This window comes from Enterococcus sp. GPZ-007, assembly GCF_059374735.1.
Map to the genome: position 1 here is coordinate 1 of NZ_JCAFYN010000010.1, position 24,437 is coordinate 24,437.

At 40.3% G+C, this 24,437-nt stretch carries 22 protein-coding genes and 4 pseudogenes; 17 read left to right on the plus strand and 9 right to left on the minus strand.

The window, feature by feature from the left end; translation table 11 throughout:
* Positions 1–65: 65 nt before the first annotated feature.
* The 7 genes and pseudogenes from AC4J95_RS07195 to AC4J95_RS07225 all read left to right on the plus strand — a co-directional run.
* Positions 66–521 carry a hypothetical protein gene (locus AC4J95_RS07195; RefSeq protein ID WP_494549266.1) on the plus strand — a complete coding sequence of 152 codons (456 nt, stop codon included), beginning with the start codon at positions 66–68 and terminating at the stop codon, positions 519–521.
* Positions 522–716: 195 nt separating this feature from the next.
* Positions 717–1,190, plus strand: a pseudogene (gene tnpA, locus AC4J95_RS07200) (IS200/IS605 family transposase).
* Positions 1,191–1,560: 370 nt separating this feature from the next.
* A complete protein-coding gene (locus tag AC4J95_RS07205; protein ID WP_494549267.1) occupies positions 1,561–1,863 on the plus strand; it encodes a hypothetical protein in 303 nt (100 codons plus the stop codon).
* A 242-nt stretch (positions 1,864–2,105) separates the two neighbouring features.
* Positions 2,106–2,468 carry a hypothetical protein gene (locus AC4J95_RS07210; protein WP_494549268.1) on the plus strand — a complete coding sequence of 121 codons (363 nt, stop codon included), beginning with the start codon at positions 2,106–2,108 and terminating at the stop codon, positions 2,466–2,468.
* The gene (locus AC4J95_RS07215; RefSeq protein WP_494549269.1) at positions 2,465–2,701 is read left to right on the plus strand and encodes a class I SAM-dependent methyltransferase; all 237 of its coding nucleotides are present in this window, start codon (positions 2,465–2,467) and stop codon (positions 2,699–2,701) included. The genes AC4J95_RS07210 and AC4J95_RS07215 overlap by 4 nt, the downstream gene beginning before the upstream one ends.
* Entirely contained in the window at positions 2,702–3,199 is a 498-nt protein-coding gene (locus AC4J95_RS07220) for a class I SAM-dependent methyltransferase (protein WP_494549350.1), read from the plus strand. It begins immediately after the preceding gene.
* 33 nt (positions 3,200–3,232) lie between these two features.
* A pseudogene (locus tag AC4J95_RS07225) lies at positions 3,233–3,421 on the plus strand (hypothetical protein); the annotation flags it as partial.
* A 49-nt stretch (positions 3,422–3,470) separates the two neighbouring features.
* Here the strand turns inward: AC4J95_RS07225 and AC4J95_RS07230 are convergent.
* The gene (locus tag AC4J95_RS07230; protein ID WP_494549270.1) at positions 3,471–3,938 is read right to left on the minus strand and encodes an Rrf2 family transcriptional regulator; all 468 of its coding nucleotides are present in this window, start codon (positions 3,936–3,938) and stop codon (positions 3,471–3,473) included.
* 105 nt (positions 3,939–4,043) lie between these two features.
* Between AC4J95_RS07230 and AC4J95_RS07235 the strand changes: the two genes are divergently transcribed.
* From AC4J95_RS07235 to AC4J95_RS07245, 3 genes and pseudogenes are all read left to right on the plus strand, one after another.
* On the plus strand, positions 4,044–4,889 hold the full coding sequence (locus AC4J95_RS07235) for an SDR family oxidoreductase (RefSeq protein ID WP_494549271.1): 846 nt from the start codon (positions 4,044–4,046) through the stop codon (positions 4,887–4,889).
* A gap of 23 nt (positions 4,890–4,912) precedes the next feature.
* The gene (locus AC4J95_RS07240; RefSeq protein WP_494549272.1) at positions 4,913–5,542 is read left to right on the plus strand and encodes an NAD(P)H-binding protein; all 630 of its coding nucleotides are present in this window, start codon (positions 4,913–4,915) and stop codon (positions 5,540–5,542) included.
* A 158-nt stretch (positions 5,543–5,700) separates the two neighbouring features.
* Positions 5,701–6,031: pseudogene (locus tag AC4J95_RS07245) on the plus strand (Fic family protein); the annotation flags it as partial.
* A gap of 126 nt (positions 6,032–6,157) precedes the next feature.
* Here AC4J95_RS07245 and AC4J95_RS07250 read toward each other — a convergent pair.
* On the minus strand, positions 6,158–7,141 hold the full coding sequence (locus tag AC4J95_RS07250; RefSeq protein ID WP_494549273.1) for a LacI family DNA-binding transcriptional regulator: 984 nt from the start codon (positions 7,139–7,141) through the stop codon (positions 6,158–6,160).
* 15 nt (positions 7,142–7,156) lie between these two features.
* Positions 7,157–8,656 carry a sucrose-6-phosphate hydrolase gene (locus tag AC4J95_RS07255; RefSeq protein WP_494549274.1) on the minus strand — a complete coding sequence of 500 codons (1,500 nt, stop codon included), beginning with the start codon at positions 8,654–8,656 and terminating at the stop codon, positions 7,157–7,159.
* Positions 8,657–8,950: 294 nt separating this feature from the next.
* On the opposite strand from AC4J95_RS07255, the gene AC4J95_RS07260 reads away from it, so the two are divergent.
* Together AC4J95_RS07260 and AC4J95_RS07265 are read left to right on the plus strand one after the other, a co-directional pair.
* Entirely contained in the window at positions 8,951–10,903 is a 1,953-nt protein-coding gene (locus AC4J95_RS07260; RefSeq protein WP_494549275.1) for a sucrose-specific PTS transporter subunit IIBC, read from the plus strand.
* Positions 10,896–12,524 carry a glycoside hydrolase family 13 protein gene (locus AC4J95_RS07265; protein ID WP_494549276.1) on the plus strand — a complete coding sequence of 543 codons (1,629 nt, stop codon included), beginning with the start codon at positions 10,896–10,898 and terminating at the stop codon, positions 12,522–12,524. Before AC4J95_RS07260 ends, AC4J95_RS07265 begins: the two co-directional genes overlap by 8 nt.
* Before the next feature lie 42 nt (positions 12,525–12,566).
* On the opposite strand, the gene AC4J95_RS07270 is transcribed toward AC4J95_RS07265, so the two are convergent.
* Positions 12,567–14,738 (minus strand): alpha-galactosidase, encoded by a 2,172-nt coding sequence (locus AC4J95_RS07270; RefSeq protein WP_494549277.1) that lies wholly within the window; start codon positions 14,736–14,738, stop codon positions 12,567–12,569.
* A gap of 91 nt (positions 14,739–14,829) precedes the next feature.
* Between AC4J95_RS07270 and AC4J95_RS07275 the strand changes: the two genes are divergently transcribed.
* Positions 14,830–15,639: a helix-turn-helix transcriptional regulator gene (locus tag AC4J95_RS07275; protein ID WP_494549278.1), complete on the plus strand. Its 810-nt coding sequence runs from the start codon at positions 14,830–14,832 to the stop codon at positions 15,637–15,639.
* A gap of 161 nt (positions 15,640–15,800) precedes the next feature.
* Here AC4J95_RS07275 and AC4J95_RS07280 read toward each other — a convergent pair whose 3' ends face one another.
* Together AC4J95_RS07280 and AC4J95_RS07285 are read right to left on the minus strand one after the other, a co-directional pair.
* The gene (locus AC4J95_RS07280) at positions 15,801–16,463 is read right to left on the minus strand and encodes a response regulator (protein WP_494549279.1); all 663 of its coding nucleotides are present in this window, start codon (positions 16,461–16,463) and stop codon (positions 15,801–15,803) included.
* Between the two features lies 1 nt (position 16,464).
* Positions 16,465–17,988 carry a Spo0B domain-containing protein gene (locus AC4J95_RS07285; RefSeq protein ID WP_494549280.1) on the minus strand — a complete coding sequence of 508 codons (1,524 nt, stop codon included), beginning with the start codon at positions 17,986–17,988 and terminating at the stop codon, positions 16,465–16,467.
* 149 nt (positions 17,989–18,137) lie between these two features.
* Between AC4J95_RS07285 and AC4J95_RS07290 the strand changes: the two genes are divergently transcribed.
* Positions 18,138–19,490, plus strand: a complete 1,353-nt coding sequence (locus AC4J95_RS07290) for a 2-hydroxycarboxylate transporter family protein (protein WP_494549281.1) — start codon at positions 18,138–18,140, stop codon at positions 19,488–19,490.
* A 146-nt stretch (positions 19,491–19,636) separates the two neighbouring features.
* Positions 19,637–20,812 carry an NAD(P)-dependent malic enzyme gene (locus AC4J95_RS07295; RefSeq protein WP_494549282.1) on the plus strand — a complete coding sequence of 392 codons (1,176 nt, stop codon included), beginning with the start codon at positions 19,637–19,639 and terminating at the stop codon, positions 20,810–20,812.
* Between the two features lie 174 nt (positions 20,813–20,986).
* Here the strand turns inward: AC4J95_RS07295 and AC4J95_RS07300 are convergent, their stop codons facing one another.
* On the minus strand, positions 20,987–21,583 hold the full coding sequence (locus AC4J95_RS07300) for a uracil-DNA glycosylase family protein (RefSeq protein ID WP_494549283.1): 597 nt from the start codon (positions 21,581–21,583) through the stop codon (positions 20,987–20,989).
* Between the two features lie 242 nt (positions 21,584–21,825).
* On the opposite strand from AC4J95_RS07300, the pseudogene AC4J95_RS07305 reads away from it, so the two are divergent.
* Together AC4J95_RS07305 and AC4J95_RS07310 are read left to right on the plus strand one after the other, a co-directional pair.
* Positions 21,826–22,011: pseudogene (locus AC4J95_RS07305) on the plus strand (ABC transporter permease); the annotation flags it as partial.
* 110 nt (positions 22,012–22,121) lie between these two features.
* The gene (locus AC4J95_RS07310; RefSeq protein WP_494549284.1) at positions 22,122–22,379 is read left to right on the plus strand and encodes a hypothetical protein; all 258 of its coding nucleotides are present in this window, start codon (positions 22,122–22,124) and stop codon (positions 22,377–22,379) included.
* Positions 22,380–22,395: 16 nt separating this feature from the next.
* Here AC4J95_RS07310 and AC4J95_RS07315 read toward each other — a convergent pair whose 3' ends face one another.
* A complete protein-coding gene (locus AC4J95_RS07315; RefSeq protein WP_494549285.1) occupies positions 22,396–23,043 on the minus strand; it encodes a hypothetical protein in 648 nt (215 codons plus the stop codon).
* Between the two features lie 352 nt (positions 23,044–23,395).
* Positions 23,396–24,097, minus strand: coding sequence for a 2,3,4,5-tetrahydropyridine-2,6-dicarboxylate N-acetyltransferase (gene dapD / locus AC4J95_RS07320; protein WP_494549286.1), 702 nt, complete (start codon positions 24,095–24,097; stop codon positions 23,396–23,398).
* Positions 24,098–24,437: the final 340 nt, after the last annotated feature.

Sequence of the window (24,437 nt, forward strand, 5' to 3'; positions counted from 1 at the left end):
ATGAAATAGGAGAAAGACTTTTTGAAGTCTAATCACTAATTATGAATAAACAATGGAGGAATTGGTTGAAGAGAAAATTAAGTGATGCGTATCAACTCTTACAACAGCTCGATAGTCGATTGTATCAAGCCTATCGTTCCATAAAAGAATTGACAAAAATACAGAAAAGATTTCTAATTTGCCTGTTGACACTATATTCAATCTTCTTAGTGAGATTCGTCAATTCATTGGTTGAAAATAATATGGCATGGTTGAATGGATCATGGTCTAATCAATCTTATGAGTATATTATCAAAGCAAAAGATGAGCGATGCATGTATTGGGACGTCAAACAGGGCAATAATTATTTAATGAAGGAAGCTCAATTTGCCGTGAACTCTTCAAAAAAAGATGTCATTTTGACTCGAGACGGCAGTAGCTTTGAATACCATTTCATCCGATTGGACAAAAGCCGATTGGAGCTACAGATATTTAATAATCACGAGAAATTGAAGAGTCTAGAACTAAAGAAAGTAAACTGATACCTGCACAAATCTAGTTATGAGCCATCAGCATCTGCTAAGAAACTAGCAGATGCTTTTTTGTATGTTTGAAAACCACCTGCTGTGCTGGTGGTTCAAAAGAGCTTCCAGCGTGGTATTAAAAAGACCTCCCAAAATTGATAAACTGATGTTGGTTTCCCGACCGCATCACCATCAAAGATAGGAGGTGTCCTTATGGAAAAGGACAAAGAAAGTTTATCATATAGTAAATGGAGATGTAAGTATCACATCGTGTTTGCGCCAAAATATCGGAGACAGATCATTTACGGAAAATATAGAGAAAGTATAGGTGAGATTATTCGCACGCTCTGTGAAAGAAAAGGAGTAGAGATCATTGAGGCAAATGCCTGTGCAGATCATATTCATTTGCTTGTAAGTATTCCATCAAAGTTAAGTGTTTCGCAATTCATGGGCTATTTAAAGGGAAAAAGTAGTTTAATGATATTCGACCATCATGCAGAGTTGAAATATCGCTATGGGAACCGAAAATTTTGGTGTCGAGAGTACTACGTGGACACGGTTGGACGGAATAAGGAGCAGATAGCTGAGTATATTCGTAAATAAATAAAAGAAGATTATTCAGCAGATCAGCTTACGTTGTTCGAAGAGGTAGACCCGTTTACAGGAGCAAAAAATAAAAAGAGATAGAGCGATATTCTTTTAGAATCAGCGAGTAGAAGTGGTGCGGGGGGAAGCTTTCAGAGGGCCTTTTAGGCCGAGGCCGGTAAGAGAGGCTTCTAGCCGAAGAGCAAACCACCCGTTTCACGGGTGGTTATGATTATTGCTACTTTTTGTGAAATTTCGTTTTGTTGATAAACGGACATCAAAAGAGAGGTTAAGAGGCATCATTTTTATGCCACTTTCTTGTCAGTTTATATGATAGACTTTTGTGGAAAGTATGTTCATCAATGCAAGACCCCAATTTTACTAAATGAAAGAGTTGCACTGGTAGAAATGTTTAAAAGGAGAATAGATGATGGATGAAACAGAAAACTCAAAGTAAAAAGTAGTATTTGTTTTGCCTTCCACAATTGTAAACAGTCCGGGAAGCCGGATGTTTGTCATTTCTCAGTATAAGAAACCAATCCATAAAATGCAGGAAAGTTTCGGAAATAGCTACTTGGTCAAGTCAAATTTCTTGGACAACATCAAAAAATTTGATGATGATACGATCTATTTGATTCCTGAGCAGCATCGGCATGTGATTGATCTTGAAAAGGTTAAGAAACATGTCATGGTTTCTTCAAGTATTTTTGGCGATGAAGTTTTAGAGGATATACACAAAAAGGTGTCTGTTCTTCAAATTAGTCGGCGAATATAAAAAAGAAATAATCATTATTCTGAACCTATGATCAAGGATTTTTGGTGTTCTTTTCAACTATAGGCTACCCCTTTATTTTATCGTATACTTGTTTTATAAGTACGAGTGTTTTTTCAAAACAAGGAGGCTGTTATGAGAAATTTCACGAAAATCACGGCGATCTACACGATTTTTATGCGATCATCAGCTTCATCTTGTTGATGACTATTGGTGTTTTTACAGTTGCATCGAGAGGCGCTTTCATGCTGACATTATTTGGCGGATTGCCATTTTTTGTTGGCCTCTTGCATATTGTCGGATTTGTTTGTGAAATTCTTTGTCTGCGTTTGAGTAAGGAGTATCCAGCAAAAAGAAGGTTGGTGTTTCTTTGTTTGATCTTTTACATCATTGAGATATTCGCATTGGTTCTTCCGATTGTTGGCCTGCTTGGAAATGCGAGCTCTGTATTCGCACAAAATGTGATTCTCTACGCGATGGGGAGTATTCCAGTAACGAAAATCTGCTTATTGGTGCTTTCGACCATTATTTTAGTGAAATTTCGGAAGAAAAGGGTAACCGATTTTGAGTTAGAAGAGAGCGACTTCTTAGAGGAGGACGAGAAATGATTTCTCGGGATGATAGTGATGCAGTAGAAGCGTTTGATTGGGGGCGAGCTTCAGAAAATTATGCGAAATATCGCGATATTTACCCAGCGGAATTTTATGAAAAATTGATCGTGCTAGGGATAGGAACTCGTGGTCAAAATGTACTAGATTTAGGAACAGGGACGGGCGTTTTACCGCGGAATCTTTATCAACATGGGGCGGAATTTACTGGTGTCGATGTATCACCGGAGTAAATTGAACAAGCCAAAAGGTTGTCGAAACAAGAAAATATGGATATCACGTATTTTTCGACATCCTCTGAGAAAATTGACTTTCCTGATAACAGCATGGATGTAGTGACGGCTTGCCAATGCTTTATGTCCTTTGATCCATCGATCTTGATTCCGAAATTAGAGCGGATCATTGTTGCTGGAGGCAAGTTGGCGATCCTCTTTTTAGCTTGGTTGCCTTTTGAAGATAAGCTGGCGGCTGAGATGGAGGCACTCGTGCTGAAATATAGTCCCAATTGGTCAGGTGGAGGAATGAAGCGCGAGTTGGCTCCAATTCCAGAATGGGTGGAAGAGAGCAGCTTCGAAGTGGCACAAAATATCGGCTTTGAGGTTGATCTGGCATTTACCCGCGAGTCGTGGAATGGTCGAATCAAGACTTGCCGCGACGTAGAAGCTTCTCTGAGTCCTGTTGAGATACAGGCTTTTGAGAAGGAGCCTGACAAACTATCCGGAAGAATTTAAGGTTAAGCATTACGCGACGATGCAGATTTTCAGAAATTCAAAACAGCCGAGATCAAAGAGAAGCAAGACGAACGAGGTCAGCAAAATAGCTTTCTTTACGCCTTTGATGCCCAAAATCAAAATTTCGCTGTCCTTCAATTTTTAGAAGATCGACCAGATGACAAATCTGCTGTAGGGATGGTACCAGAATTATTGCAGTATCTGAGTGAGAATGTTCATTAATAATTATAAAAAGTGCGTTTCCTTTTTTATTAGGAAGCGTACTTTGTTCTTAAATAAAGCTTTTGAGAAAACCCTTATTTTCAGGCCTCTTTTGGAGCTCCAGTTTTGCGATCTGATGGATCAACGTATCTAGGGTGATTTCATTCATTTCTTCTTCCACTTTTTTCTGTAAAGCATCATATTTTTCGTTCAGTACAGCTTGAATATTGGCTCCCACAATACAATTGGGATTGGTTTTTGGATCAATTTGGATCAGATTTGTATTTCCTTCAATGCTTTTATAGACATCTAGCAAAGTGATTGCTTCTGGTGACTTGGCAAGAGTAGGATTAGGTTTGCCAACTTGTGTAATGATTAGGCCAGCTTTTTTCAGTTGACTCATAATTTTTCGAATGTTTGCCGGATTTGTTTCCACACTTTTTGCGATCATCTCACTTGAGAGTAAATCAGTATTTTTATAGATTTCGATATAAGTAAGGATATGGATGGCATCACTAAATTGCAGCGAATATTTCATAGTAATTGATCCCTTCAAAATTTCTTTCTGGACATATCTTATCATACTACTTATGACAATAGGTGTAAATTATAAATGTACAGCTGAAATTAAGGAGTGACTTGTATGAAGTATTTAGTAACAGGGGCAACTGGTGGATTTGGTAATTATGCATTAGATTTCTTGAAGGAGAGTGTGCCAACCTCTGATATTTATGCCTTGGTTCGCAGTGAAGAAAAAAGCGCCGCATTAAAGGAAGCTGGAATAAATCTGCGTATTGGTGATTATGCGGATAAGAAGTCGATGGAAAAGGCTCTACAAGGTATTGATCGATTATTATTTGTGTCAGGAACTCCTGGCAACCGACAAGAAGAACATGCCAATGTAGTTGAAGCAGCCAAAGAAGCAGGCGTCTCTTACATCGCCTACACTAGTTTTGCGAGAGCAGATAAAGCAACTAGTCCTTTGGCAGCAGATCACATCTTTACTGAGAAACTTATTGAGAAAACAGGAATTGCCCTTACCTTTTTACGAAATAATTGGTATTTGGAAAATGAAATGCCGATTGTTGATGCAGCCTTGAATGGTGGTAAGTTTGTTTATGCAGCCGGTCAGGGGAAAACAGGTTGGGCGCTGAAACGCGAATATGCGGAAGTTGCCGCAAAAGCCCTGCAAGGAAAAGATTTTCCAGCTATTCTTGAGCTATCTGGAAAACCAGTGAGCTATGAGGCTTTAGCGGCGGCCTTGAAAGCAGCAACTGGCATGGAAATCGAGGTTGTGAGTTCAGATAATCAGGGATTCATTGAAAATCTAACAGTTAATGGGTTGCCGCAACCAATTGCAGAAATGTTCCTATCCTTCCAATCTGATATTAAGGATGGTCAACTGGATGTTGTTTCTGATGATTTTGAAAAAGCCTTGGGACGACCATTAATCAGTTTGGAAACTGGATTTAAAGAATTATTAGCCTAAACTGATTAACAAGGAGTGATTAAATGAACTATGCAGTGACAGGGGCTACAGGAAACTTAGGAAGCCAAATCGTAAATGAATTAACTACTTTGGTGGATAAAAAGGATATCGTCGCAATTGTACACACACCATCAAAGGGCCAAAAACTAAAAGAGCAGAAGATTGACGTGCGAGCTGGAGATTATTCTGATGTTGCTAGTATGACTGAGGCGCTAAAGGATATTGATTTATTGATCTATGTCCCCAGCAAAACCTACGATGTTGTTCAGCGGGTATTAGAGTTGGAAAATACCTTGACTGCAATGAAGAATGCTAAAGTTAAAAAGATTATTTTCGTTAGCTTTTTTGCGGATCAAGAAAACAATCCATTTGTGATGGCTCCTTATTATGGCTATGTGCCAAGACGGTTGGCAGGATCAGGATTGAAATGTACGATAGTCAAAAATTCGTTGTATGCTGATCCCTTAGTCCCATATTTACCAGAATTGATCGAGCGAAAAAATATCATTTATCCGATTGGAGAAAAGAAACTGTCCTTTATCTCATTAGCTGACAGTGCAGAAGCAATTGCACACTTGGCGGTTCGGCCTGACCTTAGAGACAATGGGCAAACTTACTTATTGAGCCAAGAGAAAAACTATTTCCATGGTTGAACTGAGTAAGGTTATGAGTGAAGTTACTGGCAAAGAGATTGGCTATCAACCGGTCAGCTTGGAAGAATTTGCGAAGATTTATCAAGGGGACGGCTTATCATTCTAGCGTAATCGAAGAAACACCATTTCGTTGCCTCAACCGGTTTTGATTATTTTACAGGGTGCATTTCAAGACACAACAAAACGCCAGCAGAGGTGTAGAGTTCAAAACAGCAACCCCTGAAGAAGCGCCATTCTTAATGAGCCAAAATGGGTAGACAATATCAAATTTCGTTTAAAGAGCATTGCTCAGTTAGAGAATAATCAACTAGAGATCCTAGCCGATACACAAATCCAATTTGAGCGAATACATTCATTTTCCGATGGTAATGTTCGGACCGGCAGACTTGTTTTGATGTTTCTTAGCTTGAAATACATGGAGTTTTTAGGTGAGATAGTAGTCAAAAACTATCTAAGCTGTTTGAAGAATCATTACAATATGAAAGATAACGTTTAACTGAATTTAATTAAAAAAACGACTATTCCAAAACGGAGTAGACGTTTTTAGTGTGCCTTCTATGTCGAAAATCAGGTAGCGCGAAAGGGCGTACCAGACTTAATAGTAAATACAATCAATTATGTGGTTTTTCCTTGGATGAGTTTAATCGGCAAAGCGTAATGCTGCTCCAGTTTTTTTTCTGGTGTGGTGATGCGCTGGATCAACAGATCAACTAATAAATCAGCAAAGTCAGAAATTGGTTGAGCGATAGTTGATAACTGTGGGAAATAATTTTGAACAAATTTTGTTCCATCGTAACCGATCAGTTTTAATTCTTCGGGAATAGAAATCTTCATTTCCTGACAAATATTGTAGACTAAAATGGCAGTCAAATCATCTGTACAAAATAGACTGTCCAAATCTTCATTTTCTAAAATCCGTTTGATTTCTAATGTTTTCAAAGCCATCGAACTCGCTCTTGAATCGATCGTAAAGACTCGTGGCTCTAACTGTTTTTCTGCCAAAAAATCTTCGTAGCCTTCTAAACGCCCATTGGTGGGAGAATTTGATTTTAAACTACCGGTTAGAATACCGATTTTTCGACAGCCACGCAGATATAAGTTTTCAGTAGCGAGGTAACCGCCATGAAAATTGTCACTGCCTATAATTGGAATACTTTCAGACAGATGACGGTCGAAAGAGACGATTGGCAGATCGAGATCTTCATATTCCTTGATCCCGAGGTTATGTGCACCGGCGATAATACCGTCTACTCTATTTGCTGAAAGCATGTTAATATAAGCGCGTTCTTTTTCCTTATTATTGGCACTATTACAAAGGATTGTTTTGTAGCCTTGTTCAAAGAGCGTAGCTTCTAGTTTATCCACGAGTTCGCCAAAAAAAGGATTAGAGACAGTTGGAAAAATGAGACCAATCAGCTGCGTATTTTTCCCCTGCAATGATCGAGCAAGAGAATTTGGCTGATAATTTAATTCCTTCATTGCCAGATGTACTTTATCAATGGTTTTTTGACTTAGTGATCCATAATTATTGATCACACGTGAAACTGTAGTGGGTGAAACACCTGCTTTTTTTGCGACGTCAGTCAATTTGATTGCCATTGTATGTTGTACTCCTTAATCGTTTTTCATGTTACGTAAACACCAGAAATCACCTGAAAAATCGCCAGCATCTCCTTCAATATAGACATTTTGCTCGTCTTTATTTGGGAATACTCTTGAGGTTAAAACAGCTTGTCCACCATTCACAAAGATCTCGCAAACAGAATGATCCACAAAAATCTGCAAGGACAAAGGCTGGTTATTTTCTAAGGATAGACTACGAGTCGTGTCATATTCCTGAGCATAAGGATTACTTACGCACGAGCGGTCCACACTAATCATACCATTTTTTGCATCGAAATCGATGGTTAATGCGTGTTCTTTTTGCTTATCTGAATAAAGCTGGAGTCTACCGTGACTATCTGGTGAAAGAGTAAGAACCAACTCATAGCAGTTAGCCGTCTCTTCAGCAAGCGTCCATGTTTGCTGAGACAGCGATCCATCGAAAGAAGTGTGGGCTTGTCTTAGGTCAACCAGTTCCTTAACAGGTGTTTGATACAGTTGACCATCCATCAATCGCAATTCTTTGATGATACTTAGACAATGAGCCCAGCCTTCGGAGTCGCTCGGATAAGCTACCTCAGGAAGGCCGATCCAACTTACTGCTAAGGTTCGACCATCTGGTGCGTTAAAGGCTTGTGTGGCGTAGACATCAAAGCCGTAATCCAAGTTTATTAATCCACTCGGTTTAGTCAGGGAAAGTGATTTGGTGTCAAATGCATCAGCAATAATATAGGTATTCGGATAGATATTTTGATAGTCCATTATTTTTTTGTCCAATCCTTGGGGACAGAATAGAAAAACTGGTTTTTGATCAATAAAGACTAGATTTGGACATTCTACCATAAAGCCCATTGGTTGGTCAGAGAAATCTAAAGCACCTTCAAAATGCAGTTCTTTCAAGGTCTTGCCAGAGTATGCGAGTACTTTTCCTTCAAGCTCTTCCGTTTGCGCGCCAATCAGAAGCCAGTAGTTATCCTGATAGCAGAAAACTTGAGGATCACGAAATTCATGCGTATACCCTTTAGGTGGTTCAGGAATAATCGGACGTTCCTCCTTGATGATTTGCCCATCTTTATTCATGTGGGCTAAGAGTTGATAGGAAGTTCGCCGCCAATTTGAATCACGCACATTCCCTGTGTAAGCTAATATCAGCTCGTCATCAATAACAATACCAGATCCAGAGTAAACCCCATGCTGATCATAGGGGGAATCAGGTAAAAGAGCAATTTCTTCAGACGCCCAATCCACCAGATTATCGGACGAAACATGGGCCCAGGATTTGACTCCATGAACAGGTCCCATTGGATAGAGCTGATAGAAGAGATGCCATTTGCCATCAAAGTACGAAAAGCCATTCGGGTCATTCAAGAGACCACTCCTCGGTTGAATATGATACTCTTGCCGCCAAGGGGAACGGCTGACGGTTTTGTTAAGAAACGTTTTGTAGTCTTCATCCCATTGATCATACGGCAGGTAGCGCAGATTATCGGTCCATTCTTGTATTAATTCCATTCGTAGTTCTCCTTCCAGGGGATCAAGAAATAGCATCCTATTTTGAGTCTAGATAGATGATTTAGTAAACGGATCAACTTGTCCGTATTCTGTTTAGAAAACGCCTTCGTTCGATATTAAGATACTTTAAAACGAGTTAAATGTCAAACGTTCATCATTTGTGTTTTTGTTTGTTAACTTAGGTGTGTCTATTATTAAAATTTGTTTAAAAATATTTTTGATAAACGTTTGACATTTTAGAGAGATGCTGTATGATAAAGGTGAAAAAGCGATTACATGGAAAGGGGAAAAATTATGAATCATCAAAAAGTTGCCTCAGAAGTTAGTAAAGCAGTAGGGGAAGGAAATATTCAAGCAGCTGCTCATTGCGCGACCCGATTACGCTTGGTACTAAAGGATCCTAGTAAGGTTGATCACGCTGCTCTAGACAATAACGAGGATGTAAAAGGCACTTTCGAGGCCAACGGACAATTTCAAATCATCATTGGGCCGGGGGACGTGAATAAGGTTTACGCCGAATTAGTCAAATTGACCAATGTTAAGGAAGCGTCTACAGAAGATTTGAAAGCGGTCGCTGCAGAAGGCAAGAAAGTCAATCCTGCTATGGCCTTTATCAAAGTATTATCTGATATTTTTGTACCGATTGTTCCGGCTTTAGTGGCTGGTGGTTTACTGATGGCGATCAACAATGTATTGACTTCACCGAATTTGTTCGGACCACAATCAGTAGTTGAAATGTTTCCAAATATTAAAGATGTCGCCAGTATCATCAACTTGTTGTCATCCGCGCCATTTGCTTTTCTGCCAATTTTAGTAGGTTTTTCCGCGACTAAACGTTTTGGCGGAAACGGTTACTTAGGAGCAGCAATGGGTATGGCAATGGTTATGCCCGACTTAATTAATGGGTATGGCGTGGCAAATGCAATTTCTGAAGGAACGATGCCATATTGGAATATTTTTGGTTTAGAAGTAGCACAGGCAGGGTATCAAGGTTCTGTCCTGCCAGTATTAGCCGTTTCTTGGATACTAGCGACACTAGAGAAATTTTTCCATAAAAAAATCTCTGCTGCATTTGATTATACCTTCACACCAATGTTAGCAATTATTATTACTGGTTTCTTAACCTTTATTTTCGTAGGTCCCGTGATGCGTACTGTTTCTGATGGGCTGACAGACGGATTGGTATGGTTATATCAAACGACTGGTGCCGTTGGCTTAGGAATCTTTGGATTGTTCTATTCGCCAATTGTGATCACCGGACTACACCAAAGCTTCCCGGCGATCGAAACCACTTTATTGGCAGATGTCGCACGAACGGGGGGATCCTTCATTTTCCCTGTCGCTTCGATGGCAAATATTGCCCAAGGTGCTGCGGCATTAGCAATCTTTGTCTTAACCAAAAACGAAAAACAAAAGAGTTTGGCATCATCTGCAAGTATCTCTGCGCTACTGGGAATCACAGAACCAGCGATTTTCGGGATTAATCTAAAATTAAAATTCCCGTTTGTTTGTGCTATGATTGCTTCCGGAGTTGCGAGTGTTTCATTAGGGATTTTCCATGTATTATCTGTAGCGATGGGACCAGCTAGCGTGATCGGTTTTATCTCAATTGCGCCTAAGTCCATCCCATTCTTTATGATCGGTGTTGGGATTAGTTTTGTGTTAGGATTTGCGCTGACCTTTATTTACGGGAAAAAGAAAATGGATGTACCAGTAACAGCAGCCGTCGATGCAGATGAAGCAGTGGCCATCAATGAAGAACCGGATAAGTCAAATGGTGTTCAAGATGATATGCTGGCAGCTGTCGTTTCTGGAAAAATCGTTCCATTAAAGGATGTAAAAGATCCTGTCTTTTCAACTGAAATGATGGGAAAAGGAATCGCGATTGCGCCGGAAAGTAATCAGTTGTTTGCCCCGGCGGATGGCGTTCTGACTGTGATGTATGATTCGAAGCACGCTTATGGCATCCGAGCAGATAGCGGAGCGGAAATTCTTATCCACATCGGAATCGATACAGTCAACCTTGCTGGGAAATTCTTCTCAACAAATAAGAAAAAGGGCGAAAGAGTTAAAAAAGGAGAATTATTGGGAACGTTTGATAGAGAAGCAATCAAAAATGCTGGCTATGATGATACCGTAATGATTCTAGTCACAAACTCAACAGTTTATAGTGAAATCAGTGCGTTAGACAAGAAAAAAGTCGTTCAGGGTGAAGACATTGTTGTTGTGAGTAAGGCTTATGACTAGTAAATGGTGGAAACAAGCGGTTATTTACCAGGTCTATCCCCGCAGCTTTCAAGATAGCAACAACGATGGAATTGGGGATTTAAACGGGATCATTAATCGATTAGACTACTTAGCTTTTTTAGGGGTCGATGCCCTTTGGCTGAGTCCAGTCTATGCTTCTCCTAATGATGACAATGGCTATGATATTAGCGATTATGGAGCAATCGGTCCAGAATACGGTACGATGGAGGATATGGAGCGCTTAATCAAAGACGCCGCTAGTCGGGGAATCAAAATTATTATGGATTTAGTGGTTAATCATACTTCTGATGAGCATGTTTGGTTTCAAGAGGCATTAAAGAGTAAGGACAACCCGTATCATGATTTTTATGTCTGGCGAAGTCCGGTTGATGACGGTTTGCCAAATGGATTGAAATCTAATTTTGGCGGCTCAGCTTGGACCTATGTTCCCCATTTAGATGAATACTATCTGCATTTGCACTCTAAAAAACAGCCAGATTTGAATTGGGGAAATCCAAAGATGAAACAAGCAATCTGGGATATGATGAATGGTTGGTTAACCAAAGGAATCGGCGGTTTTCGCTTAGATGTGATTGATTTGATCGGTAAAGAACCAGATCATGAAATCACACAAAATGGTCCGCAGCTGCATGCATTGTTGCAGGAAATGAATCATAAAACCTTTGGAAAATATGATGTTGTTACTGTAGGAGAAACGTGGGGAGCAACGCCAGAAATTGCGGAGCTGTATTCGAGTCCCGAGAGGGAGGAACTGTCTATGGTTTTCCAGTTTGAACATATCAACTTAGACAAGCAAACTGGAAAGCGAAAATGGGATTTAAAAGCCTTAGACCCACAAGAGCTACACGAAGTTTTCTCAAAATGGCAGATTCAGTTAGATAAAAAAGGTTGGAATTCTTTGTTTTGGAACAATCATGATCTGCCGCGAATCATTTCTCGCTGGGGAGATGATTCGGAGGAGTATCGGGAAATCAGCGGGAAAATGCTGGCGATCTATCTTCATTTCATGAAGGGAACACCATACATCTATCAGGGAGAAGAGATCGGAATGATCAATTATCCTGTGAAAGATATTCAAGAGGTCGACGACGTTGAAAGCATACGGATGTATAATGAACGACTAAAACAAGGCTACTCGATACAAGATTTAATTACCTCAATAAACGCGAAAGGCCGAGACAATGCTCGCCATCCGATGCAGTGGGACACGCAACTAAATGCTGGCTTTTCTGATGAGGAGCCTTGGCTTCCTGTTCATCCTAATTTTCCAACAGTCAATGTAGCGGCAGCTCTCGCCGATGAACAGTCGCTCTTTTATACGTATAAACAATTGATCGAGCTGAGAAAGCAATTTGACGTGATTGTAAATGGAAAGTATCAAGTGGTAGGAACAGAAAATCCATTTGTGTTATCGTATAAACGTTTTGATGAAATGGAAGAATTAACGATCGTGGTGAATTTTTCTGGTACTGATCAGCAGTATAAATTGGCTGAGCCACTTGCAGGTCAAGAGGTACTAATCCATAACTATCCTGAAAAGCTAGAACAGTGGCGGATGTTAGCACCATACGAAGCCTATGCTGTTCGAAAGACAAAATAAACCATTCCCCGCGAGCATATTAGCGGGGAATGGTTTTTTGCATTAGAGTTTTTTCCAATGAAACAGCAAGGTAGAAAAATCTTCTTTGATTCGCGGGAGCGCAATGCCAGCATAATTTAGTTCAGCACCGGAGACCAGCTTCCCTGTTGCAACATTTTTGTAGATAGTTTGATCTTCCAAATAATGTGTTTTTAAATAGTTTACAGGAATTGCGGGACGGGCTAGTCCGTTGAAATAGATGATCATCGCTTCTGTATCATTCTTAATCAACCAGCCAGTAGCAAAAAAATCATCCGCCGGCTGTAGACGATAAAACTTTCCAAACTGAAAAAGTGCGCGATGAGACTTGTAAAAATTGATCTGTTCAATGATTTCTGATCTTTCGTTTTCTGATAAATCCGTGATATCCAATTCATAACCCAAATTTCCACTCATAGCGATCAACCCTCGCGTGTGCAGTGATGTTTTACGACCGACCTGATGATTTGGTACAGGGGAAACATGTGCCCCCATCATGATCGGTGGGTATAAAAAGCTGTAACCATATTGGATTTTACTACGGCAGAGAGCATCCGTATTATCACTCGTCCATGTTTGCGGCATGTAGTGCATCATTCCTGGGTCAAAACGACCGCCGCCGCTGGAACAGTTTTCAAATAGACAGTCAGGGAACTGCTTTGTGATTGTTTCAAGAACACGATAAAGCCCCAATACGTAACGATGGGAGATTTCTTTTTGTTGTTGGGAGTTATAGGCCACACTGCCCACTTCAGTCAGATGACGATTCATATCCCATTTGATATAGTCGATTTTTCCTGTAGATAAATAACCACTTAGTACGTTGATTAAATATTCTTGGACAACGGATTGGCTCAGGTCCAGTACCAATTGTCTGCGTCCTTCTGTTAGAGGGTAATCAGGTATTTGCACCACCCAATCAGGGTGTTCTTCAAATAGGCGACTATTCTTAGAGATCATTTCTGGCTCAAACCACAAACCGAATTTCAAGCCTTTTTCCTGAATTTTCTCCGCCAGTCCAGCAATGCCCTGTGGCAGTTTTTCTCGGTTTTCGAACCAATCACCTAGAGAAGATGTGTCGTCATTTCGTTGGCCAAACCAGCCATCATCTAAAACAAACAGTTCGATTCCCATATCTTTTGCCAAATCGGCTTGTTTAAGCAGCTCATCTTCATGAAAATCAAAATAATTTGCTTCCCAAGTGTTAAGCAAAATAGGTCGCTTCCTTGCTTGCCATGGAGGAGGAATTAGCTGATTCTGATAAATTTCGTGGAAGGTTTGAGACATTCCATTGAAGCCGGAAGCTGAATAGTTCATAACGACTTCGGGTGTTTGGAACACTTCATTAGATTTTAGGCACCATTCGAAAGTTTCCGGCTGAATCCCTAATTGTACACGGCTTGATCCATATTGTTCCACCTCTACTTGCGCAGCAAAATTTCCACTATAGATAAAATGAAACGCATATACCTGACCTTGAAACTCGTCTGTGGTAAAATCTGCAAGTGCTAAGAACGGTTGATGCTGCGGACTGCTGGTTCCACGAGAGCTTTCAATTTTTTGAATTCCTGTATGCAAAGCTTGGCGAGTGATCGTTGCTTCGTTAGTGTGAGATCCGTTCAGAGTAACTAGGTCAAAATCGATACGGGGGAAGTCGATCATCATTGATCCGGCATTTTCAATAAATACTGTATCCTCACTGTGATTAACAAAGCGGACACTTCGAGTAATGACCGGGAATTCTTCGTAAAGAGTATAGGTGAGAACCATTTCCAGTTTCTGAATTTCGTCGATCAAAACAATTTCCAAGGTTTCAGCGCTATCACCGCGCAAACTAGGCAATCCTGCTAGAGTAGGTTTGCCAGATGAAATAGTATGGGCCTGATAAAAGAAATTCGTAATATTAGCCCCATTCCTTCGGCGAATCTGGTAATTACTGATACGGTGATCGCCTGTACCTTGCGTACTGGTTTCCATTGGTAAAGAATTTAATGAAAAGGTGCGATCGGCTTTATCAGGATTTGTTGCGAACCCGCGATCGATTTGCTGTAGAGTATTGCTGTCTGCATAAAAAGGAATAGACTTTCCAAAATAACGATGGGTAATATATTTTTCTTTTTCAATCCCGATGACATAGCTGATCTGTGAATTGGACAAGTGGAATATTTGATTTTCTAAATCGAATAAAATAGACATGAAATTAACCCCTTTCTGCTATATACTATAAGCATAAGGAATTGGAGAGAATGGAACAAGAATAAATAATTTGAATTGTGAGGGTAAAAAATTGCGAAAGGGTATATCGCAAAGTTATTACTATTTAGATAGCTACAATTTGCCATTTTTAAAAGGGATAGGCATTGGTCACGGTGGTGAGGATTATTTTTGGAGTAACAGGGATCGGAAAGATAATCTGATCGTACTGCAATATACTATAGAAGGAATCGGATACTTTGAAATAGAGGGGCAGGTAAGTATCCAAAGAAAAAACAGTTTTTTTCTGGCTGAAATCCCAAGTGATTGTTGCTATTACGGAAAAAAGGACTGGAAATTCTTATATTTAGAATTTTCGAAAGAAGTGCTTCAATGGTTTTATCCAATCAATGAGAGCCATCATAACTCTTCAATGGAATTTCGGGAATTACTTTTAAAAGTATTTGATACATTGGAAAATCAGACAGAAGTGGCTTTTTTTGAGAATAGCCAATTGACTTTTTCATTAGTTCTGGCATTAAAAAAAGAATTAGTGACGAAACGAGTAGAAAAATATCCTTTGGCGAGAGAGATGAAAGGTTATCTCGAACAGCACTACCAAAGAGATATAGGATTAGTTGATCTTGAAGATCAGTTTGAATTATCTAAATATAAAGCAATTCGGATATTCGAAAAGGCCTACGCGATTTCTCCGATAGCTTATCTGAAGAAGTATCGAATCAAGCGTTCATTGCCATTCTTGATCAATGAACAATTGACGATCAATGAAATCGCGCAACTTGTTGGGATGTCTAATGGAAACTATTTTGCAAAAGTTTTTAGAGCAGAAATGAAGATGACACCTAGTGACTATCGAAGAAACAGAAAAGTCTTTAATCAGTGATAACGCTAATAGATTGATTGGTAAATCAAGGTGTTTTTTCGGGTCTTTGACTAGCCGTTTTATTTCGCTTGAATACTTAAGAATGACTCACTTTAAAACCATCATTCTCAAATTCGATAAGATGAAAAGGACTATCCTGTTTTGGAATAGTCCTTTTCTATTTACAGCAGTCGAAATGCCTTATAAGGTCGACCAACTTTTGTATAAATTGTCTCAGCCTTCAATTGTTCGGCTTGTTCTAAATGGCTGATGTATTTACGAACAGATACATGAGAGAGACCACATTGGTCAGCTAATTCTTGGATCGTGAATGGCTGATTGATTTCACGGATCATCTTCAAGATATGCGCCAATGTATCGACAGATAAGCCTTTTTCCAGTTCTTCAGAATTCGCTGAAGGAGCTTTTTTGAATAGAGAATCAATCGTTTCTTGACTGACTTCTGCTGCATCAAGGCGCTGCCTTTTTTCCTGAAACAGCGCGATACTTTGTTTGAAGCGGTCAAAGGTGAAGGGCTTGATCAGGTAATCGATCACACCGAGATGCAGACCTTCTTTGACACTATGAGCTTCGTTGGCGGCGGTGATCAGAATAACTTCATGAGTGGTTTTATCCATCCGCAGTTTGGTCAAAACATCCAAGCCGTTGCCGTCCTTTAAATGGATATCTAGTAAAATCAAATCAATCGTCTTATCTACCAAAAGGATTTCCGCATCTTGAACAGTAGCAGCGGAATAAATTGTTTGAAAAAGCTCTAGTTTTTCTAAGTAGCTGCGATGGATGAATTCAACCATTGGATCGTCTTCGATAATCAGTACGTTCATGTCAATCCTCCTTGTAAACTGTTTCTAAACAAATCGAGATCGTCTGTTCATTGATTGTCAGCTGGAAATCGCCGTGACAATCTTCGACCAGCTGTAAGAAATAATTTTCCTTGAAGACCGCATCTAGATTCGCAATATCAGCTTCCTTCAATTGAATATGGTAACAGGTTTTCAATTGTTGTTCCCGATACTCAATCTCCATCAGCATCTCATCAGGCAAGTGGCGCTGTAAAAGGGCATGATGGATATAGCGATAGACGTTGATCAAATTGGACGTTTGTTCTTGATTTGTTGTATTTGGAATCTCAGGCGAAATCTCGATCAATAATTGGGTCTTACGTTCGGCGAATTTCTCACGTTCACCGATAAAGAAGCCGGCGATTACGGGATTTCTGACTAGCAGCGATAAGCGATGAGAAAACTCTTTTTCCGGCTGTAAAATATCGTTCAAGTAGATTTTCAGTTCGTCATAGCTTTCCAGATCGATTAACCCATAGATTACATGGAGCTTATTCATAAATTCGTGAGACTGACTTTGCAACGCCGAAGCATAGGCCGTTGTGTTTGCTAATTGATCAGTTACGAAAAGCGATTCCGTTGCATTTCTTAAGAACAGTATCGAGCCGACTTGTTTTTTGTGAACGAGAATCGGTGCGGCTGAGAAAAGATAATCCTGACCATTTTGGCGATAGAGCTGCTGGACTGACCGATTAAAATTCACTTGATCTTTGTCCAGTAAAAGCTGATCGATTTTTTTCCCGTTTAGCATATCCGATTGCCCGCTCAACTGGTGATACATATCTGTAGCGGCAATATTGGCTAAATTGATCGTATCGTCCTTGTCAATGACCACCACGACATCTTTTGTTTCATCCAGCATCGCATTTCGCTCAGTCAGCAGGCGCGAAATTTCCTTTGGCTCCAGATTTAATAATTGTTTCTTTAAATAGTAGGCAACGATCGAGGCAACCAGCAGACCGACTCCGATACTGATCAAAAGGGCGATGGTATATTGCTGGCGGGAGTTTTCGATCAATTGGCTCAAAGAATCTAGTTTGATTCCTAATGCGACGACACCGATTTGCTTACTATTTTCGTAGACAGGAACGAACCCCCGCAGTGAACGTCCCAAAGTTCCTTCACTTATGGACACATGGGATTTTCCATGTAACGCTTGATCCTCATCGCCGCCTTCAAAGTGCTTGCCAATCTTGGTTTCATCAGGGTGGGTGAGGCGAATACCTTCCATATTCATTAGCACAATAAAATCCATCTGATGAATCTTCGCCACTTCAACGGTATAGGCTTCGGTCTTTTCGGAAAAAGCATTCTCGAATAACGTTTGCCGAACAGCAGGTTCTAAAGACAACTGTTTTCCGACAGAGAGCAGCAGTTTTTCTTCTCTTTTTTGAACGACCTTCGCATCTTGATACAAGATCACGCTATAAAGCACGGTATTCGTGATCAGCAACGTCGAGATAAAAATAATCGATAGCAAAGCCCACAGGCGTAATCCTTTTTTCATCGGCTGTTCCTCCAAAATAAGTATAGCATAGGGCTTTCCGCACCTGTTTGCTTAAATTAATTGAGTTACTTAAATAAGTTGAATAATCTATCTTAATGATTCAAAACGCCTTATTCTGAAAGCGAAAACAAACAAGGAGGAGAACAAACATGGAAAAAGAACTTCAAAAAAACGGTGTCAATCTGACGCAGGCTTCCGCTGGTGTGAAGTCCCAAATCTTTATCGAAAAAATGATGGATGTAAAAGTTGGCTCGGTTCCTTTGCCAGTCTATGTGGTGCTGTCGGCAGTAATATTTGTGACTGGGATGGCGCAGCAGCTGCCAGTCAATATGTTGGGGGGATTCGCGGTAATTTTGACACTTGGTTGGTTATTAGGAACGATCGGCGCGAACATTCCTTTTGTTAAAAATTTTGGTGGTCCAGCAATTTTATCTCTTTTAGTACCGTCGATCTTGGTATTTTTCAATTTGGTCAATCAAAATGTTTTAGATTCAGCAAACATCCTAATGAAGGAAGCGAATTTCTTATATTTCTACATTGCATGTCTAGTCTGCGGCAGTATTTTAGGAATGAATCGCAAGATGCTGGTGCAGGGCTTGATGCGGATGATCGTACCGATGATGGTGGGGATGATCTTTGCGATGGGTGTTGGAACATTAGTCGGAGTACTAGTCGGGTTTGATTGGCAGCATGCCTTATTCTATATCGTCACTCCTGTTTTGGCAGGCGGGATCGGTGAAGGAATCTTGCCATTGTCGATCGGCTACAGTGCAATCACCGGTGTCGGCAGTGAACAGCTCGTTGCACAATTGATTCCAGCAACGATTATTGGAAATTTCTTCGCGATTATGTGCTCAGCCTTATTATCACGCTTTGGTGAAAAACATCCTGAGTTTTCTGGTCAAGGACAATTGATCAAGGTAGGCGATGCGGATGATATGGCCGATGCGCTAAAAGAAGATAATTCACCGATTGATGTCAAATTGATGGGTGCAGGAGTCCTGACGGCTTGTACCTTATTTATCGCAGGCGGATTATTGCAGCACTTCACTGGCTTCCCTGGACCAGTCTTGATGATCGTCTTGGCTTCATTGCTGAAATACTTGAATGTTGTACCAAAAGAAACCCAACGCGGTTCAAAACAATTATACAAATTTATTTCAGGAAACTTCACCTTCCCATTGATGGCCGGCTTGGGCTTGCTTTATATTCCGTTGAAGGATGTGATTGGAACACTTAGCTGGCAATACTTCATCGTGGTGGTCAGTGTCGTATTTACGATCATCGTCACAGGCTTTATCATTTCGCGTTTTATGAACATGAACCCGGTGGAAGCGGCGATTATTTCGGCTTGTCAAAGCGGGATGGGCGGCACTGGCGATGTTGCGATCCTAAGTACAGCGGATCGCATGAACCTGATGCCATTTGCTCAAGTAGCAACACGTTTAGGCGGAGCAATCACCGTAATTACCATGACAGGAATTTTGCGAATGATCTTTTAAAAAATTTTTAAAGTAAAAAAAGATTTCAGTTCCTCTTTTAACTGAATAGAAAATCAAAAGTTTATTCAAAGTAATGAAAAGAAAGTGTAGAGAAATGGCATACGACTTGAAAATAAATACATTAAGATGAAAAAGGAGCAATCAATATGACTAAAGATGTAAAAGAATTGGCATTGGAACAAGCAAAACAAAACGGTGGAAAATTGGAAGTTGTCTCAAAGGTATCGATCGATGATCGGGAAGAGCTAAGTATCGCCTATACGCCTGGTGTAGCTGCTGTTTCGTCTGCCATTGCCGAAGATAGAGAATTAGCTTATGAATTGACCACGAAAAAGAACACTGTTGCTGTGATTAGTGATGGTTCAGCTGTTTTGGGGTTAGGTAATATCGGGGCTGAGGCAGCGATGCCGGTCATGGAAGGGAAGGCTGCTTTGTTCAAACGCTTCGCCGATGTAGATTCTGTTCCGTTGGTTTTAGATACGCAGGACACCGAAGAAATCATTCAAATCATCAAAGCTTTGGCACCAACATTTGGCGGTGTAAACTTGGAAGATATCAGTGCGCCACGCTGTTTTGAGATCGAACAACGCTTAATCGAAGAATGCGACATTCCGATTTTTCACGATGACCAACATGGCACCGCAATCGTGGTCTTGGCTGCTTTGTTCAATAGCTTGAAGCTGATCGGAAAAACGATCGAAGAAGTCAATATCGTCGTAAATGGCGGCGGTTCAGCTGGATTATCCGTCACGAGAAAATTTTTGGCAGCCGGTGCAAAAAATGTTACTGTCGTAGATAAAAGAGGTATCTTAAATGCGGATGATGCTGCCGAGTTACCGGAACATCATGCGGTAATTGCCCAAGTCACGAATTTGGGTCGCCAGTCTGGGACACTAAAAGATGCCCTAGTGGACGCAGATGTTTTTGTTGGTGTATCTGCTCCAGGAGTTTTGAAGCCTGAATGGATCCAGACGATGGCGGAAAAGCCAGTGATTTTCGCTATGGCAAATCCGACACCAGAAATCTTCCCTGATGAAGCACTGGAAGCAGGAGCATATATCGTTGGAACCGGACGTAGTGATTTTCCAAATCAAATCAATAACGTTTTAGCCTTCCCTGGAATTTTTCGCGGCGCATTGGATGCGAGAGCCAGAAAAATCACGGTCGACATGCAGATTGCCGCAGCGAAAGGCATTGCTAGTCTGATCCCTGATGAAGAATTAGCGACTACCAACATCATTCCAGATCCATTCCAAGCAGGAGTCGCAAAAGTCGTCGCAAAATCTGTTAGTGATGCGGTTTATGAAATAGTTGAAGCTTAAAAGTAATGTTTCAGTGCTTACCTGTTTAAGGTGAGCACTTTCTTTAATGACTTTAGTCAGTTTCGCTCGCGTTAGCGAGTGAAACAAGAAAACCGCGCGTTTCTACGCGTGGATGAGTTACTATATTCTTGCTTCAATAAAAAAGCCTGACAACATCTGCCAAGCTTTGACCCTCTATTTCGAAATAATCTCAAACGTAGTCGCAAGGTCTTCAGAAGCCATCTGGACTTTTGATTTCTCAATCAGGATATTTTTACCAGTCATAATATAAGAAGGCATGATACGGATGCCGTCATAAAAGAGTTCGCTTTTCCGTAATTTATAGGTAGAGACTGCTGGAACTGCATTTTTCTTAGTAGCCTTTTTTGTAATGTGGTTGAAGCATTTCTTTGCGACATCTCCCATCAGCATGATCACTTGTACATTTGGAAAAAGCGCCAATTCTTTTTCTAAATAGGGCAGGCTGCGTTCAATGCTTTCTTTTTCAACTGCAGATTCCGTTTTGGGTGTTTTGACTGCATTGGTGATATAGATGCCATGAGCTAAGATTTCTTGGATATTCGTCACATCGATACCGGCTTTTTGAAAGAGGGGGATCGTGGTTTCCATGTAGGCAGCATCTTCAGCACCGTAGAAATCATTTTCGGGATAAGCCGGCACGACTTCATTGATCAAGATCGCTTTGATTGATTCTGGATCGATATCAATATCATTCAGGCGTATCTGTTCGTCTACTCCTATATACTCTTCGATTGTCTTTTTTATATTCATTTTCTGACCTCCTATGCTTTTAGTGTACACTAAAAATCTTGACAAGAAACGTCAAGTTTACATCTTTAGCGATCATTTCCTATCAAAATTGATAGGAAAATGATCGTTCGGTTTCTTTTGTTTGGGTAAAATTGAACGAAGAATTTTCCCCGTTTACTTCGATTCGCTGTAAGTAAATTTTTTCCTTCAAAAATTAATCATGTTACGTTGATTTTATCAAGTGATAAGTGGAGGTCATTGGTATTTTTTTAGCAATTAATGAAATCAAGCATTCCAAGCTGTGTTACACGCTAGTGATGGGTGTCATGTTTTTGATTTCCTATCTGGTGTTCTTTCTGACAGGCTCGGTCTATGGGCTGGCGCAAGACAATCGAACGGTGATAGATCAATGGAATAAGATTAGTAAAATACTGCGATCGAATATTGGGAATGAAAGATGAAAAGTTGACGGAGAAAAACATTTCAGAAGATTTTGAGTAGGCTTATCGCGTATAATGGCTGTATCAAAGAAAAAAATGAGGCAATTGATGTGTGAATTTTGGATGTTGCTGAAGAATTATTCATGAAGCAAGGCTATAATGACACATCTAAGCGTCCGTTTCTCGATTTATTTGAAAAGGAATCTCAGATTCGTGCTTCAGTTGATCCAGACTTTGCTGTCCGTCAATTGTTTATCTTGATTTCGGCTTATTTGGATTCGCCGGCAAGAGGTAAGAGAAGCAAATTTAAACCAAGCCATAGAGTTGTTTTTTCATGGTGTATTAAAATAATAAAAAAATCCCATCGTCAGGTTTGACGGTGGGATTTTTGTTTTAGGCTAAGACAGCTGCGATCATATCTGGCAATTCTTTTTTCATGACGCGCTTCGTATTTAGCGCATCTGTATAAGTAATCGTTTGATCCGCTGCGACTGTCGCTAACAATTGACGGTCTTTTTTAGGCGGGTTGTAGAACACTTCGATGGCTTTGTCAGCATCTGACCATTCAGCGGAGTAGTTCGCTTTTGATTTTAATGCTTGATTCAATGCCTCTGCTTGTTCCGCTGTCACGCCGTCAGTTGCGGGTTCTTTGACAACATCCGCCATGATATCTTGGGCAAGAAGTTCAGCGGCTTTATCTGTTTCATCGCTTTCAACAGCAGGAGCTGTTGTCTTGAAGCTTTCAGACCACAAGTTATAAATGCTGTTGGTTAACTGGTTCAACGTGTTTGTTTGCGGCTTTTTAATATGTGACTCGACCAATTCTTTAAATGAATGATCATGTTCCGCGCTTTGAATATGACGCGTTTTGCCGTCCGGTGTTTTTTCGTCAAGATGAATCTGATGCGTGTTCACTTTGTCAAAATAGATTTTTACATCACTGTGGATGTGGTCAGCTAAAGTTGCTTCTACTTGAGCAAACGTTTTGCTGATTTGTTTGTTGCGGTTTTTGATTGATTTTTTGATACTTTTTAAATTCACGAGTATAATTCAGTCGCTTTCTTTTAAGAATTGTTCCAATCCGATAGTATTATAGCATACTTCGCAAAAAAAGCAGTAAAAATAAGATAAAAGAGGTTATTTGATTAGAAAAACAGCCTGTATTTTTTGATTGACACTATTTTTTATCTAGTAGTAAAGAAATTGGGATACAATCTGGCGATTTTATCGCGGATAATTTTCAGTGGACGATTCGTTAAAATGATTTTTAGAAGAGGTGAATTCTTGTTGAATAAAATGATGGAAATTCAAAGAGGACTTATCATGGGTGGATCGGACCGAAAATATTTAAACAATAAAGACCGCTAAATCGTGAAATTTAGCGGTCTTTTACTTATCTTAGATCATCTAAGAACTCAGTTTTGCTTGGATCAATCTCATTTTTCATTTTGATGATCTTAGCTGGGGTTCCAGCAACAACCGCTCCGGCAGGAACATCCTTTGTTACAACAGCGCCAGCAGCGACAACAGCGTCTTTTCCAATTCGGACGCCTTCTAAAACAACCGCGTTGGCCCCAATTAAAACATTGTCCTCTACAATAACAGGCGAGGCACTAGGCGGCTCAAGGACGCCAGCTAACACGGCACCAGCACCGATGTGGGCATGTTTTCCAACCGTTGCCCGCGCTCCTAAAATGGCACCCATGTCGATCATAGTACTTTCCCCAATCGAAGCCCCAATATTGATAATTGCTCCCATCATGATGACCGCCTTATCGCCGATCTCCACGCGATCGCGAATCAATGCACCTGGTTCGATACGGGCATTGACACTTGAGATATCCAGCATTGGAATCGCCGAGTTTCTACGATCGTTCTCAACATGAACATCCGTGATTTTTGCCCGCTGCTCATTTAGTACTTCCTGTACCGCTTGACTTTCACCAATCAAGATCCAAGTCTGTTCTTGTCCGAAAAATTGAACCTTTTCCTTGGTGATTCCCGCTAAGTCGCCTTGAACATAGGCTTTAACAGGCGTCATTTTTTCGGCATTTTTGATAAATTTTGCAATTTCATAAGGATCGGTTAAAGTCATTGAATCTACTCCTATCTCATACTAAAGTAATTATTTTTTCAAAACCCGAAAAAATAAGTTTGATTTTCGTCACGTATATCATCCAACTAAACGTCTCGAAATGATATTCGAGATAAGGTGAATGTCTTATCGGAAATTCAAGAAAGTCTGCAAAAGGTTGGACTGACATCCTATCTCATACTAAGGTAATTATTTTTTCAAAACCCGAAAAAATAAGTTTGATTTTCGTCACGTATATCATCCAACTAAACGTCTCGGACCGATATTTGACATAAGGTGAGTGTCTTATCACAAAATCAAGAAAGCCTGCAAAAAGTTGGACTGACATTCTTTCTGCTAT